Raw genomic sequence first — 16,256 nt, forward strand, 5'->3', positions numbered from 1 at the left:
ATTGAAAAGGAATATTTTTCTCGACAAGAGAATTGGCAATAGTTTTTCCTTTCTTGCCGGCACCCCAAACTACTAGGTTATTGTTGGGTTTGTATTCTAATTTTAAAAAGTAGTGCAACTTAATATCCAAGAAATAGTTCTGGGCATAGTGTTCACTGGTTCTAGATGTTCTATTTTCATAATCTCGCCAGTAGTGTAGGGTAGTGGTGCATGGTATACATTTTAAACCTATTTCATAAAATCGAAAGGCTAGATCATAATCTTCAGGATATCTATCTGGATTAAAGGCATCGCTAGCTTCAAAATCTTCTCTAAACACCATCCAACAAGGGGAGGGTATTACACATTCTTTATATATCTCATTAAAATTTTCACCAGTAGCGGTCAATTTGTTCAGCCACTTCTCATAACGATCGTATCCATCGTTTACGCCCGCTTTTGAAAAATATTTAACTTTCCCTACGGCAAGACTTCCTTTTCCTTCTTGTAATAACGACTTTACCATTATGTTAAAACGATTAGGAGCCATATGATCATCGGCATCCATTCTTGAGATAAAATTGCCGCTACTATGACTGTACGCTTTTCTAAGTGCCGTTATAATACCTGACTTATCATTAATAAGTATCTTAAATCTATTATCTATGGTCGCAAATTTGTTTGCAATTGCTAAACTATCATCGCTTGAATTATCGTTTACGGCAACCACTTCCCAGTTTTTGTAAGTCTGATTTTGGATGGATTTTAGACATTCTTCAAAATATTTGCCAACATTTTTAAAAGGAATAAGGATACTTACAAGCGGTTTTGTCATCGTGGCAAGGTAATAAATAACTGAAATTCAACCTTTTCATTTCTTTAAAAATGTTTTGAAATAATGGAGATGAAAAATAATTAAGAAAAGGCTTTATTAGATAAGAAAACCTTTATATATTTGCACCCGCATTCAGGGAATACCTGATGAGGCACTCAGGAGAAATGGCAGAGTGGTCGAATGCGGCAGTCTTGAAAACTGTTGAGGGTCACACCTCCGGGGGTTCGAATCCCTCTTTCTCCGCAGAAAAGCCCCGTAAGCTAATGTTTACGGGGCTTTGTTTTTTTAGGTGTCAATTGAGGTGACAGTAGTTGTATTTTATAATAACACCAATTCATTCCTTTTATATAAAGTCGCTTTCAATTCTTTTAACTCAGTATTTTTGGAAATACTTGTCTGAATGTATAAATTTTAATTGACTCATAACCTCTTTTGAGCTTGGTCCCAACTTTTCCATTCATTCTATTAATTTTTGCATATCCTCAAATAATAAAACATGTTAAACGTGATGTTTGGTTTTAATAGATCACAAGTTCTGTAAAAATTAAATTTAACCCAAGAATATAAATTAACATCAATTATTATAACTTCAAATTTTTACTGTCAACTTTAATTGATAACCCAATTTTAGAAACATATTCTTTTGGGAAATAAAAAAGTAAGCTCTTTAGTAATTTAAAATGAAATAAATAAAAAATGGAAAATAGAGATATAATAACTAACGAGTTACCTATAAAATTAAAAAAAGATGACTTATTAAACTACTATCCTTTCGCGGTAAAAATAAAAGAAATTATTCAAGGATATTCTAATAATTCATCACCATTAACAATTGGTATTTATGGAAAATGGGGAACTGGTAAAACGTCTCTTTTAAACTTATTGGAAAGACATATAGAACTTTTTCAGAAAGATAAAGATGATAAGTTATTTATTAAGTTTCATTATAATCCTTGGTTATACCAAAGTAAGGAAGAAATGCTATTCGACTTTTTTAATACTCTTAGTCGAAAACTAATTTATAGTGAAGACGAATTTTTAAAAAAAGCAGGAACAAGCGTTTTAAAGTATAGTCGTTATTTGGAATCGATACGATTATCTGTATCTGGAGGAATCCCAAATTTATTCAATGCAGGTATAACTGTTGAACCATATAAAATCTTAAAAGCCCTAGGTGAAGATATAAAAGGAGAAAAGAAAAGTTTGGAAGAAATGAAAGGGGATATTGATGACGCCTTAGAATCTTCTAATAAAAAAATAATAATTTTTATTGATGATATTGATAGACTAGATAAAGAAGAAATTTTTATGCTTTTCAAACTTATAAAAACTAACGCTGATTTTAAAAACTTGGTTTTTGTTATTTGTTTAGATCACGAACACGTTTCCAAAGCGATTTTTTCTAGATTTGGATCAGATTTGAAGTCAGGTAAAAAGTTTTTAGAGAAAATAATTAACATACCTTTAGAACTTCCTTTAATTGAAAAAGCAGATTTTGATTTATTTATAAAAGAAAAAGTCAAATCTGTCATTCAAAATAGACTTATTAGAAAAGAAGAATTAGATGAATTATTACGAAGTCTAAGTGTACATTATTTTGATACCCCACGTGAAGTAATTCGAATTGTAAATTCATTTTCTGTATCCCTTTATGCTATTGGAGATGAAGTTAATGCTCATGATTTATTTTGGATTGAATATTTAAAAATTAAGTACATAGGGTGTTATGAAATAATTAAGCGATATGCTCAAAGTGGTGGCGATAATAATCTTTTTAATTCTGTGATTACTTTTAATAATCAGTTTGAAGATAATAAAAGTAAAAGTGAGACTGGGGTAAGGTTATTATTAAAAAATGAACATCCGGAAGGATATAATATTATTGAAGTCTTATTTCCCATGGATAAGTCAGGTACAGTATTTGGTTATCAATCAAAAAATATTAAGTCAGAAATTGAAATAGACACAGAGCTTAGAATTAACCATATGTCTCATTTCGAAAAATACTTCTCTTTTCACATAAAAGGTAAAGTCTCCGAATTAAAATTATCTAATCTTAAATCTTTTATACTGGATGATAAGAAAGATAATGCAATGAAGGTATTGGAAGAATTAATAGTATCTACGAATGAATATAAAATTGCTTATAGACTTGGTTCGGAACTAGAAAACATGGACCAAAAAGAGTATGAAAAATATATTCCTTTTTTGGTTGACAATATTGATTTATTAAATAGGTCTAAAGAGCACAATATTTCATTTGAGCTCATTCTTAGTATTAGTAAAAAATTAAATAAAGAATATCTATCTGAAAATAAAGAATTAATCCTTTCTATTGGAGAAAAATTAGATTATCTACTACTAGTTTATTTAATAGAAAATCTACGAGGAAACTCTGAATTTGATTTTTTAAAGGATTTAGAATTATTGCTTATTTCAAAAGTTAAAAATCAAAATTCACCACCTTTTTACAATAAAAGAGAATATGCAAATATTATAATGAAAATTTGGTCTAAAATTAATTATGATGAATTTCAACGATATATTATGAGTAGTTTACAATCCCAGGAAAATATATTTGATTTCATCAAAACTTTCCCATTTTTATGGAATGATAATATTTTAGGGATGTTTAAGGAAAATAATTACAATTTTTTAAAAGATGAATTGAAATTGGATCCGGATATAATTTTTGAAAAAATCAATAATTTGTTTTCTGATGATTTTAATCTTAAAGAATTAGAAAATGAAGCTAAACTTTGGAATGACAAAGTAAAGAATTCAGAAATGAATAATCTTCGCCAATATGTTTATCACCATTTAAAGAGTAAAGAAAGTCCTAAAACTACAAACTGATTAGAACTTATTAAATAAAGCTCAATTGAAATCACTTATAGATTATTGAATCCTGACTAATTTGTTAAAAAAATTACCTCAATTTCATAATTATCAATAAAATTCTTTTCTTATTCCAAGAAGAAAAGATGTAGCTTACCTGTAATTAAAATAGTACTTTGCAAAAATTGGCATTATTATAATAAGTTTTACATAATTTAAGTACGATTTAGGTACATAGTGTTTTTTATTGGCTTAGACATTAGTGTATATTAAGTTAGTAGTTGGCTGGTATTATTGGGCATCATTTAATTGGCTATATTATTTTTTAACAAACTTTTCCTCTATAACCATTAAAGGGTCATATAAATCTACTTTTTCTTTAGCCCATTTAATCCAATTACAGATTTCTTCTTGATCCTCATTGTCTGATTTCATTTTCTTTTCAACAGTATTTATATAATTTCTGATAATTTGAGCCTGTTGCCAGCGATTAGCGTTGTCCACCAAATCATTAAATTTTTTAATCTCTAATTCACGTTCTTGAATTAACTTTTTTTCTTTGTAATTCATATTCCTTATGCCAAGCTTCTATTTCGATTTTTTCTTGAATTTCTTTTTTAGCCCTTATCTCAAAATAAGCTAAAATGGATGCTAACTTATCTTCAAGTTTGATAACTTTTCCATCACTCCATTGGTGTTTATCCAATTCCTCAATTCTTAATGATAAAACTCCTGTTGATTCGTAAGCAGAATAATACCAACTGGCAGTAGATTTAATTTTTACCCTTTTTCTAGTTTCTCTAATACAGATGTTAAAAGTTCTACCTTCAACAATAATTTTAGTGCCATTATAATTACTATATTTTTCATTAGTTCTTACTTCGACTTTGTGACCACGTTGTCTAAATAGTTTTATTAATGTATCAGTAAAAATTAAAGATCTAGTTATTAATTCTTTAGTTACATAGATATTGAATATACCTTCTGAGGTGTAAATTAAATTACCATCAAATTCAGAGCTTTTCTTTTTAGGGTTTAAAAGGTCTTTTTTTGCAGCGATTATTAAGTTATCTGCTTTTACTAATCTTTTTGGTACTCTTAAAAATTTTAAAAGGTTTTTTTCTATCTCGTTAGTTAACTCTTTTATTTCAGACATATAGATATTAGGTTATATATACCAAGATGATAAAAAAGTATGACTAGATTGTAACCGACGTCAGTAAATATAGGTGCTATAAATCCATTCCTGCACCATTAATTCTTAACCAATTTACTTGTTCATCATATTTTGGAAGAACCTTGTCGACTTCGTTCCAAAATGCTTTGGTATGGTTATTATGTATTAAGTGAGCTAGTTCATGAACTACGATATAGTTTAAAACATCAATAGGAGCCATTGCACATTTCCAATGAAAATTAACATTGCCATTTGGTGTACACGATGCCCATCTATTTTGTAATTCCATCACTTTAATTTCATTAGGGTTTACATCTAATTGATTCTTGTAGCGTTCAATTATGGGATAAATTTTATCGTTCAATTTTTTTTTATAGAACTTTACAAATAGTTGTTTTGCTTTGGGCTTTTCGCTTTTATTTAGGAAGAAGGTATTTCTATAGAATTTGATACCATCTAATTTCTCGTCTACTAATTTTAAACGATAATTTCGACCTAAATATAGAAACGATTGTCCATTAACGTATTCTCGTTCTACAGCATTTTCATTGAGTTGCTCCCATTCAGCTAGGTGTTTAAAAATCTGGTACTCTTTAGCCTTTAGAATATCTCTTATTTCTTCATCACTTAATGTATTGGGAACCCGAGCGGAAACACTGCCATCTCTTTCGATGAATATGCTTACCGTTTTTCGTTCACTTTTTTGAAGCGTTATGTCTATTTCAGATACTATCATTTTATTTAATCAACTCTTTATGTCTTCTTTTAGCTAAATTCATGATTTCTACGCTTAATTTAGAATGTAATTTAGAAACTTTTTCAATGCCACTAAAGTCAAGCATATCGTCGAGTTCACCTTGAAGTTTTCTTATTTCAGCAGCTCTTCCTTTCCAGAAATTAGGTTTGTCTATTTCATTTTTTAGGACATTTACTAATTCAATTGTCAAAAGTTTTAGAGCTTCTTTATCACTTGTGGATAGAGATTCATCTTGGAAAGCACTAAAAACTATAAAATCAAAAAATGGTAATTCTTGCTCATTCAAACCCTCTTCTTCAAACTCACCTTTCCTACCTTTTTCTAAATCTTCTCGAACCTTTTCAAATTCCTCAACTATTGCATCCCAATTGCCTTGATATCGCTCAATTATTTCTTCTATTCGCTTTAAGAAGCGTTTATACATCGCAGGGTCTTTATTAATATTTACTTTAATATGTCTACGAATTGCATGTTCCATTTCTGATGCTTTCGACTTAGTGTTTTTATCCAACTTATTTACTTCCTTAGCAAAATCTTTGGATAGTAAACTCACTGGGGCAACACGGCTATCTATTCCTAGGGTTTCTAAATGAGCATCTATCATTTTGCGAACTTTAGGTTTTGCCCACTTCAAATCCATACTCGGGTCTTTGTATCGATTTTTAATTCGCACAAGTAGGTAGCCAAATCGTTTTGCAGGAATGTAATATTTTCTTGCAGCTTCTGAATTAAATAATAAATCTAAACTATCGAAAAATGATTTTATGTATGTGTCAAATTGAGCTCTAAAGGGAATAAATTCTGCCAATGCAATACAGTTTTCGGCTAGTTGAAATTCTTCATCTTTATTTGTCATTCGTTGTTCTGCGAACATTCTGAAATTTTCAATTCCTTTATCTGTAAATAGCTGTAACATTCTATTATATCGAGCCTCCAATACAGGTATTTCTTTGTTGATATCTCTAAAATACTCTAGTAGTTCTTTGATATCTTCCTCATCTTCTGCTCCCCATATATTAAGCGCATCCTTTAAATGGTTGGATACTCCAAAATAATCAACTATAATACCGTGTTTTTTATCTTTTTTGGTTCTATTTACTCTAGCAATAGCTTGAAGTAAATCATGTTCGCGAATACTTTTATCCAGATACATAACTTGTGCAACCGGAGCATCAAATCCGGTAAGTAATTTATCGCATACACATAAAAAAGTAACTCCAGTTTCTGGTTTTAGATAATTTCCATTTTCATCTGTACTGTAATCAAAGTCTTTTTTAAAGTTATCTACGGCTTTAATTTCCTTTGCATTTTTTCTAGCTGCACTTATAAATGCTTGTTCATTGTTGTCTTGTTTGGTAACTATAGTACCAATTTTTAAAAATTCTATTTTTTTGATTAAATCGATATCTGGTTCTACTTTTGCTTTTTCTAGTTTAATACGTTCTTTTAATGCTTCATCAATTAAAAATTGATAGCGCGCTGCAGCCATAATAGAACTGCCAACAACCATTGCCTTAAAACCATTAGGCAAAATATCATTTATATAGTGCTTAACTAAATCTTTAGCAATTTTACGTAGTCTATCCATGTTTTCTAAATAGGCTTGCATGGTGCCGTATCTTTTTTGAATTTCTTCTTTTTCCTCTTTTGATTGTTTTTTAAATACATCTTCAAATTCAGAGTCAAAAGCTTCCTTAGATTTAATATTGTCTTTAGTAGTTTTACCTATATAAATGATATCTAGGGTAGCTCTGTCATCAACAGCCTCTCTAATTTTATAAGTGTCTATGAATTCACCAGTACCACCAAAACGTTCGTGTGTTTTTTGCTTATGTCTATCAGTTAATAGTGGGGTGCCGGTAAATGCAATTTTTGCTGCTTGTGGAAAAGCGGTAAAAAGATTGTCACCCATGTCTCCGCCTTGTGTTCGGTGAGCTTCATCAATGAGTATTACAATTCTGTCAGATGTATTTACCACATCAAAAGGTTTAAATTCTGGCACCTTACCTTCTTCAACAAAGGCTTTCATTAATGCTTTAGAATGTTTTAATTCCTCTTGTACAAATTTGTGAACCATTACCATGTTCAAGTTTGAAGCATTTCCACTTAATTTGGGTGCCAAATCTTTACGTGAACTTACAATATTTGCTTCTTTAAACTCATTTGTAAGACGTGCCGTTGCTGAAAGTTGCTTCTCTAAATCTTTACGGTCAACCATCATTATAACCTTGTAATCTTTTAGGTCATCTCGTGAGCGTAACTTACGGACAAAAAACACCATTGTTAAAGATTTTCCCGAGCCTTGAGTATGCCAAACAACACCAGACCGTGTTCTTCCGGTAGTCTCTTTTCGGAGTCTATCTAATATTTTACCTACAGCTCTATACTGTTGATACCTACTAACTATTTTAACTTCTACACCTTCCTTTATCTCCATAAAGAGGGTAAAATGCTGAAGAATATCTAGTAGAATTTCTTTGTTTAAAATTCCTTTTATTAAAACTTCTTGCCGTACTCTAGGGTCGTTTTGTAAACCGTTATTTTGATATCTAAAACTTTCTTCTTCTACATAGTTGGAAATATCTAAATCTTTGTAAACTTCAGGAAATATATCTTTCCAATTTAAGTAATATTCAAAATCTCCAGTAATTGAACCCACACGTGCTTCTTCGCCATGTGTTGCTATGCTAAACAGATTATAGTGGAACAAACGTTCTTCACCATCAGTAAATCCAAAATCATCACCACGTGTATTGGCATAGCGCATTATTTGCTCAACAGCACTTGAAATAGGGTCGGCAACATCTACATCTTTACATTCTATCACACAAAATGGCAGACCATTAACAAATAAAACAATATCTGGAATAATCCCTTCTCTAGGACCACCTGGAGTAACTATTCTAAATTGGTTAATAGCAACAAACCTATTGTTGTCCCAATTTTTAAAATCTATGAGTTTTACTAATGGGTTTTCTTCTCCGTTAACTTCATTTTTTGCAACCGTTGTTTTGGTAACACCAATAAGTTTTTCAAAAACTTGTTTGTTGGCTTCTAATAAAGATAGATTGGCTTTTTCGGCAGCAATGGTTTCGTTGTATAGGTCTTCTAATTGCTTATCGGTTAACCACGTTACACCATCAACACTATTTATTTCTTTAATAGCTTTTATAAATTCTTGTTTTAAAGTCACTTCTTTAAAACTATTACGTAAACTTTTAGCAGGTTCTTGAGGAATACCGAAAGCACCTTGGTCGATTACTTGCCAATTCAAGTCTTTTAATTTTTCTAAAAATGGTTTTTCTACATTATTATATTCTGCCATGTTACTTTTCTTTTATTATAAAATGTAAAGTATAATCTTTTGGTTGTGCTATAAATGAATCGTTAGTTTCAAAATTATCTGTACTACTAAAATTAAATGGACTATAAATTCTATATATTTTTTTACTACTAACTAAGGCAAATTCATAAAGTTCACTTTCATCAATGCCATGCTCTTTTTCTGCTTTTGTAAGAATAAAGGAATTATCTTTTGATAATGCCTTAACTTCTACATGTTTCCATACATTATTCTCATTTTTATAGGTTATATCGTACTGTAAATCATCATTGTTATTAGATACATCAGAAAAACCAGAAACCCATTTCACATTTTTATTCCCGTATTTTTTTTGCAAAGCCTTTAAAACTTTTCGCTCGGCTTCTTTTCCACTTAAACTCTTAGTCTCATCACCTTTTTTACTATGTGTTTTACGTGTTTTCTTCCTTTTTTTCTTTTTTAATCTTTTTGGTTGGTTATTTGACTTCTCAAAAGTTGCTTCAATTAAATCCAACGGTGCTTCATCGTCTATAATTTTTTCTTCCTCTTTTATTTCTTTATCTTTTGTGTTATCTTTTAAATAAGATTCTATAGTTATATGATTATTTACAAAATACAGTAAACTTTTTATCTCATTGTTCATGTCATTTATGTCATAACTATATCTTGATAACAATTCTTTATATTTATTTTCAATAGTTACTTCTTCTTTATTTTCAGATTGAAGTGTAATTGGAAGATTTTTATTTATAAAGTCTGAAAGCACTTTTTTATAATCTATTACCAGTTTGAACTTATCCTGATACTTATATAATCTTTCTAGAGGTTCTAATGTAAATTTTTCAATATAGCTCAGAAAATGAATTTGTCCTTCTTTATTTTCATTTAACCAATACCATAGTTGTTGCTTAACTAATCCTTCATAATCTTCTCTAACATTGCGTAAATTCTCAATATGCCATTTCTCTATACCTTGAGAATAGATTTGTTCAATATTACTACCAAGGTTATCTGTTAGATATTGAATAAAATTATAAGTATGCTCATTATCACATACTTCAAAATTGAATTGATTGTATGTATTTGGAATTTCAATCTCTAATTTTTCTTCAATATAATTTATAAGCTCTTCTTGTTTATTGAATTCATCTTTGATGGCAATTTTTTTTAGTTTAAAAATTGATTTCCAAAAATTCACTTCGATTACTGAAACACCAAAAAAACTATGGACTATAGATAAATTTTCCTCATCAAAATCTTTTTTAATTAAATGCATTGTGTCTTTAATGTCATTTCTTATTAAAAATCTAAAATCATTTTTTAAATCGGTTACTTTAAATTGGATACTCATTATTTCTGCAAAAGCATCAGAGAAGTCAGATTCTTTGAGCAACACTTTTAAACTTTCATATTGTGGAATTTTTATAAAAAAAGTGTTTTTAAAAATTATAAAATCATAATTTTCAAGAGCTATATGATTCTCTTCATTATAAGTATATGTAGCACTTTCTACTAATTTAATTGAGGTGTTTTTTAAATAATTAACGTTTTGTTGAATTGCTTCTTTGGTTGAAATTTCTTTTTTCAAGCTTTTACTAAATAATCTATATGCCAATAAAGAAGGCTTTAGTTGTTCTAATAATTTTTGAAACTCGCTATCTATTTCTTTTGAAACTTTATAATCATCATTTAAAACTAAATGAGATGGGTTAATAATTTTAATCCCTAAGTATTTTTCCAATTTGTCTTGACCACCTCGTTTGGGATAATTTAAAATAGGAATTGACTTTTCTATTTTTTTTGGTAAGACACTATTGTTAGCGTAATAAACTTCTGAAGCTGGCAGTAAAACGGTTTCGCCATTTTTTTTTGCATATAAAGCTAGATTTTCTGGAATTTCAATTATTAAATCTTGCTTTAAGTCTTGTTCTTCTAACGCCTCTACAACAAGTTTGTATAGATTTTGAACACCTTTTGGTTTAGCTTCATCGAACTGCGATGGTAAATCCAACAACACTTTATATAATAATTTAGGATGTAAAGTTTCTATAGTTTCTTTTGCACCTAATCGTATTAAAATTGAATTTACAGTACTTGATTCATAACCATACTGTTTTAACCAAGAGTAATCAATGAAAATACCTTGATTAACGATGCTTTTAAGCGTGTCATTTGTGTCTTGAATAATATAAGAAGTAAATATCTTATATTTTAAAAATTGAAATTTAATATAGGATATTGAAGTTGAAATGGCAGGCTTTACTTTTACATAAGACCAATATAAATGCTCTTCATTATTTTCTAGTTGTTTTCTTAAGAAAGAATCTTTTAAAACTAATAACAAGAGTTTATTTACCTCTATTTCTTTAATAAGGTTAAAATCATCAATAAATGAGACTACTGATTCTCTAGAAATTTTTCCAATATCAAAATTATCTGGTCTTATAACATCTTTAGAAAAAACTGTTTCTATATATTCATTTTCTGCCCAGTTGTTCGCTAGTGATTTTTTACCAATTTTAATGTATTTATATACTCCTAGCCATAAAAAAAAAGTTTCAATTTCTTGTTCGCGTTCTACTTCAATACCCCATTCATTTATTGGTAATATGTAGTCTTCATTCGTGTATAAATCTTCAAAAATTATATTTGTAATTGCACCCGATGGATACGTTTCACTTAAAAAAAGGTCATTAGCGCTGGTAACCTCATTATTTTTATTTAATAAAGGTACTTCCGTTTTAAGCACTTCTAATTTATTATCAATATTAGGGAAATTGATATATAATGCTTTTACCATTTCCTTTACTAAAACTCTTTTATCATTTTCAGTTTTAGTACTTGCAATCTCTTGTCTAGTTCCTGTGATTACTTTATCAATAACATTATTACTATCATAAGGCTGTATATTAACTACATTTTTTATTGCTCTTTGAAATTCTCTAGATTCAGGTTCTTTCTTATCGAATCCATCTTTAATTTTTATTAAAATAGCATCGTATAAATCAGTGTTGATAAAATCTACCTTAATTTCATCTGGAATTTCAAATTCTTCTTTCGCTCTTTTTACGGGTGTAAATGTTGTAGTGGTTTTAGGTATAACCTCTTTCTTTTTTTGATTGATTAAAAGAGAAAATAAGTCATCTGTAGTATCACTTTTATGCACCTCATTTAATATTATTATAAGATGTGCTCTTTGCTCTATGGTTATGTCTTTATAAGATAGCTTGTCTATTTGTTCAACCAAATATTCTTTTGTATACGTATCGTTTTTAAATTCATTAACAATACCATCTTCTAATGGTAAAATAAGATCTGGAAGCGTTTCTTTAAAGTTGTCTTTAAAGAATAAATTAAAATCATTATTATAAAATATTGCCTTATTAAGTGGTATATAATTATCACTTATGGAAGGATAAACCTTTGTTTCTTTTTTTAATTCTTCAATTTTTGTGTAAAAATCTGCTACTAACTCACTATCAGTACTTTTATCTATAGGTGTTAGTAATTTAAAAGGTCGCCAATCCACTCGTTTCTTGGTTAAATGGATGGCACATTTTTTTAAAAGCTTTGTGAGTTTTTTTAAAATAAAAATGTTAACATCAGAAGGGTTTAAATAATCTCTAGAGCTATTAAGTTCAAAAGTGCAATGAACAATACAAGGTAAAGACACAGAAACTTTTGTAGGGAAGTAATTAAATAATTTATAATATCTATCTGATAAATTTTCTTGATAAGCGACTTTTATTTGATACTTCTGTGGATCACTTTTTTCTTTGTCTTGTAAATTATCTGGTAATTTTTTTTCTTTGGTAAAAACCTTCCAACTTGTTTCATTTATGGTAATTTCCCAATAATCTTCTTTTTCTTTACGCTTGCTTTTATATGTTTGTTCTGCTTCTCCTGAAATACGAATCACTAAAATTTCTATATTATTTAAAAACAGTAACAACTCTGAACACAACTCGTTTACTTGCTTTTTAATGCTATTTTCTGCTGTAGTCCTGTACTTTATTTCTACAATTGTTTTCCAATCGTTATTACTATTGTCATCTTCAATAGTTGGTATCGCTAAAAAAGGAAAAGGAATGGCACTGTCTTTTAAACCTTTTGCCAATCTTAATTCTTTTTTTTGTTCTTTTGTTAACTTTAATTCTTCTTCAAAAATTGTCTTGGCATTTTTTTCTGAAAAAGTAACTTTACTCCCATTTGAATAAATATTAATAGCTTCTGCCCAATTTAACACCGAACGAAAACCAAGCCCTTTATTACCAATAAAATGGGACTTTATTTTAGTGCTAAAATGCCCTAACATTATAGATTTTATTCCAGAAGCAGAAAAAGCTTCTCCCATATTGGCTATGGCGATTGTGTTTTTATCTTTATCCCAAATTATTTGTGCTTTGGTAGAACCCGTATCATCTACATTTTGTAATAATTCTAATAATTGTCTGCTTTCATATTCTTTAGCTAATTCCTTTTCATCATTGTAATCTCTTATAATATGATCTTTATTGTCTTTGTAAAATTTTGTTTTTTCTTCTATAAGATTTTCAATGTCTTCTTTAAATGCCATAGCTTTTTCTCAATTATATTTCTTCCTCCACACTCACAGCAACCCTACCCGTTAACAAATCTTGCAGTAAACCTGCTTTTAGTTGTTGGTATTTGGCTAAGGCTTGTTGCTCGGTTTGGATTTTTTGGTCAATTGAATTTAGCTTCTTCTCTAAAATATTCGTTTCAATTTGTGGAATATTAAAAAAAAGTAAACTACGAATTTTCTCCATACCAAAGGCTGGTTGGGAAGTTGTATGTATTTTCCTTGATATTTGATTTTCTACATTTTTAGAATTTAAATAATGATAAACTAAATCCTTATTTCTAAAAGGTTTTATTAGAATTACGTTCGCACTTAATGAATATGACTGAGGAAGGCTTAGCCTTTTTGGGGAACCAATAGTTCCTATTTTACCAAATATTATATCACCTTCAGAAATTGAATATCTTTTTTTGTGTTCTATTAGAACTTCCGGATTTACTAGTCTACATTTTGAAAGCTGAACTTCTCCATTCTGTATATCGTTAATACCTAAATAAGGTGTTCCGTTATGAAATTCAGGTGGCGTACGATGACTTGGCTGAGGGTCAATAGCTTCAATAAACTCGCCCAACTCATCAACCTCCCAATCCCTAGGAATCAATCCCAAGGCACTTTCTTTAAACAAGTCTGGTGCTTCTTGTGGTGTTGGACGCAGTTTACCTGTGTTTACATCGATACCACGTGTAAACAAATCGTGCATTAAACCTTGTTTTATGGCTTGGTATTTGGCAATTGCGCTTTCGGTTTTTTCTATCACGCTATCTACTGTAGATATGATTTTGGATATTTTTTTTTGTTGTGGTAGTGGTGGATAATTAACTTTAAATATTGTTTTTAAGTCCTTTGGAACGTGAGGTACGCCTGTTCCCGTTCTTTGTCCTTGAATCCAATCATAATTAAAATCTACAACTCGGAATAAATATTCAGGCACTAACTCACTTGAAACATTCATTTTTGCAAAAGTTGAACCCAAAACACCCTTGTGACCTATAGGCATAATCCTGAACGCTCACCATCCCATAGTATTAATACATCGTCTTCAAGACAATTGACACTTCCTTTTATTTTACCCCAAAATTTTACATCACCCCTTAATACATCTGTATTAATTATTGGGGCAAATCCTTGAATTGGATATGTTGACTGTTCTGAAATTTTACCTTTCTGAATTGTTACTAACTCACCTAAAGGCACTTTTTTCCAATTATCCCTCATAACCCAATTCCATTAAAAAGTTATTTAATTGGTTGGCAGCTTTCTCTCTACTATCTAAAATATTAACCAAGGTATTTTGGTATTTGGTAAAGCGTGTTTCTAGCTCGGTAATTAAAGCACGTTCGTAACGGTTTACGTAATCCATTACGGTATGGTGTAACACGGCTTTAAAACGTGTTAGTATTAAGGTTTTGGCTTCGTCTGGTGTTATTTTTTCGCGTGCTTTGGCAACTAAATCTTCTTTTGTGGCTTTAATTTCGGCAATGGTGGCTTTACAGGTTTTTAGCTCGTTGGTTAACTTTGTGTGTTTTGCTAGTTGTTGCTCTATGGTTGCTTTTTTGGTTTCGGCTTGGGTTTGTGCTTTTTGTTTTTGTGATAACTCTTCTGTTAATTCTTTTGCTTCTTCGTTAGTTTTTATTCTAATTTTTAAAGCTTTAATTTCTTTCTTTAACTCACGGATAGAAGCGTTGTGAACTTTTATATTGTCTTTTAATTCTTTAAGCACTTCTTTTGGGAAAACGTCGTAATTGTCTTCGTCAAATTCGCCTTCCTCTAGCTCGTTTACTTCATTAAATAACGCTTCTAACTCGTCGCGTCTGGCTTCATTAGTCGCTAATTCTTCTAAAACTTCTGGAAATTGTGATTGTAATATGTCGTCTGCAGGAATTAAATCAGCATTCCAACCACTAGCAGCAATCGATTTTAAATCGGTTTCTAAAACATTCCAATAGGCTGCAAAAGCGCCTCTGCTTTTGTGTAAGTCTAAAATACCCAATGCACTAAAATCGTTTGCAATACTTATAGAGAAATCTCTGTATAAGTCATACACATTTTTCTGTTCTGGTAAGGCTTCTAGTTTAAGTACATTGTTTGTCCACCATTGGTTAACTCCGTTGGTGTATTGCTCTCTTTTTAGTGTAATATCATCGTGTTCTAAAACAATGGTTTTTATTTGTTCTTTAGCTTCAATGCCTTCTACTAAAATATCATAGCCTACTTTTGGTGACTTATGATAAATGGCTGTTCGTAAGTGTATGTAATTATCCCAAAAACTCTGTAAAGCATCAACTTCTACTGTTGGGATTCCACCATGTAAATGGGCATTTACATCTTGCGGTTCGGCAGGAGAACTATTATCTACATACCTTCTAATATTAAAGTTGTAGTCTTCTTTTTCTAAATCTGTTTTAGATATGTTTCTTGCATAGCATTCTAAATTCTCTTTGTTTTTATAGATGTAGCTAATTTTAGCAATATCTTCAGGACGCAGTTTGTTTTGGTTTTTGCCTTCTTTGAATTCTCTATCTGCATTAATAAATAACACCTCGTTACGTTCTGCTGCTCCTTTTTTGTTAATGATTAATACAGACGCAGGAATCCCTGTTCCATAAAACAAACCAGAAGGTAAACCGACCACGGCTTCTAAGTAGCCCCGATCTACCAACCATTGGCGCATGCTTTTCTCTTCGCTACCTCTAAACAACACCCCATGTGGCATTACAACTGCCATACGACCGTTGTCTTTTAACACCG

10 protein-coding genes and 1 tRNA gene are annotated in these 16,256 nt (G+C 30.1%); 2 read left to right on the top strand and 9 right to left on the bottom strand.

Features of this window, described 5'->3' with window-relative positions; all coding sequences use genetic code 11:
• On the bottom strand, window positions 1–814 hold an 814-nt coding region (locus tag ABJI11_RS11960), incomplete at its 3' end, for a glycosyltransferase family 2 protein (RefSeq protein ID WP_348352429.1).
• Window positions 815–972: 158 nt separating this feature from the next.
• Between ABJI11_RS11960 and ABJI11_RS11965 the strand changes: the two genes are divergently transcribed.
• Together ABJI11_RS11965 and ABJI11_RS11970 are read left to right on the top strand one after the other, a co-directional pair.
• Window positions 973–1,057, top strand: a tRNA-Ser gene (locus ABJI11_RS11965).
• Between the two features lie 453 nt (window positions 1,058–1,510).
• The gene (locus ABJI11_RS11970) at window positions 1,511–3,670 is read left to right on the top strand and encodes a P-loop NTPase fold protein (RefSeq protein ID WP_348352431.1); all 2,160 of its coding nucleotides are present in this window, start codon (window positions 1,511–1,513) and stop codon (window positions 3,668–3,670) included.
• A 300-nt stretch (window positions 3,671–3,970) separates the two neighbouring features.
• Here ABJI11_RS11970 and ABJI11_RS11975 read toward each other — a convergent pair whose 3' ends face one another.
• The 8 genes from ABJI11_RS11975 to ABJI11_RS12010 all read right to left on the bottom strand — a co-directional run.
• The gene (locus ABJI11_RS11975; protein WP_348352433.1) at window positions 3,971–4,222 is read right to left on the bottom strand and encodes a hypothetical protein; all 252 of its coding nucleotides are present in this window, start codon (window positions 4,220–4,222) and stop codon (window positions 3,971–3,973) included.
• Window positions 4,185–4,808: a hypothetical protein gene (locus ABJI11_RS11980; protein ID WP_348352435.1), complete on the bottom strand. Its 624-nt coding sequence runs from the start codon at window positions 4,806–4,808 to the stop codon at window positions 4,185–4,187. Before ABJI11_RS11980 ends, ABJI11_RS11975 begins: the two co-directional genes overlap by 38 nt.
• A 76-nt stretch (window positions 4,809–4,884) precedes the next feature.
• Complete coding sequence (locus tag ABJI11_RS11985; protein WP_348352437.1) at window positions 4,885–5,565, bottom strand: SprT family zinc-dependent metalloprotease; 681 nt, start codon at window positions 5,563–5,565, stop codon at window positions 4,885–4,887.
• Window position 5,566: 1 nt separating this feature from the next.
• Window positions 5,567–8,911 (bottom strand): HsdR family type I site-specific deoxyribonuclease, encoded by a 3,345-nt coding sequence (locus tag ABJI11_RS11990; RefSeq protein WP_348352439.1) that lies wholly within the window; start codon window positions 8,909–8,911, stop codon window positions 5,567–5,569.
• Window position 8,912: 1 nt separating this feature from the next.
• Window positions 8,913–13,484, bottom strand: a complete 4,572-nt coding sequence (locus ABJI11_RS11995) for a DUF3883 domain-containing protein (RefSeq protein ID WP_348352441.1) — start codon at window positions 13,482–13,484, stop codon at window positions 8,913–8,915.
• A 13-nt stretch (window positions 13,485–13,497) separates the two neighbouring features.
• Window positions 13,498–14,460, bottom strand: a complete 963-nt coding sequence (locus ABJI11_RS12000; protein ID WP_348352443.1) for a restriction endonuclease subunit S — start codon at window positions 14,458–14,460, stop codon at window positions 13,498–13,500.
• 35 nt (window positions 14,461–14,495) lie between these two features.
• The gene (locus tag ABJI11_RS12005; RefSeq protein WP_348352445.1) at window positions 14,496–14,723 is read right to left on the bottom strand and encodes a hypothetical protein; all 228 of its coding nucleotides are present in this window, start codon (window positions 14,721–14,723) and stop codon (window positions 14,496–14,498) included.
• Window positions 14,713–16,256, bottom strand: a 1,544-nt coding sequence (locus tag ABJI11_RS12010; RefSeq protein WP_348352447.1) for an N-6 DNA methylase, incomplete at its 5' end; no start/stop codon positions are given. The genes ABJI11_RS12010 and ABJI11_RS12005, both read right to left, overlap by 11 nt.

Source organism: Maribacter sp. (assembly GCF_039968975.1).
In the GTDB taxonomy this organism is placed as follows: Bacteria; Bacteroidota; Bacteroidia; order Flavobacteriales; family Flavobacteriaceae; genus Maribacter.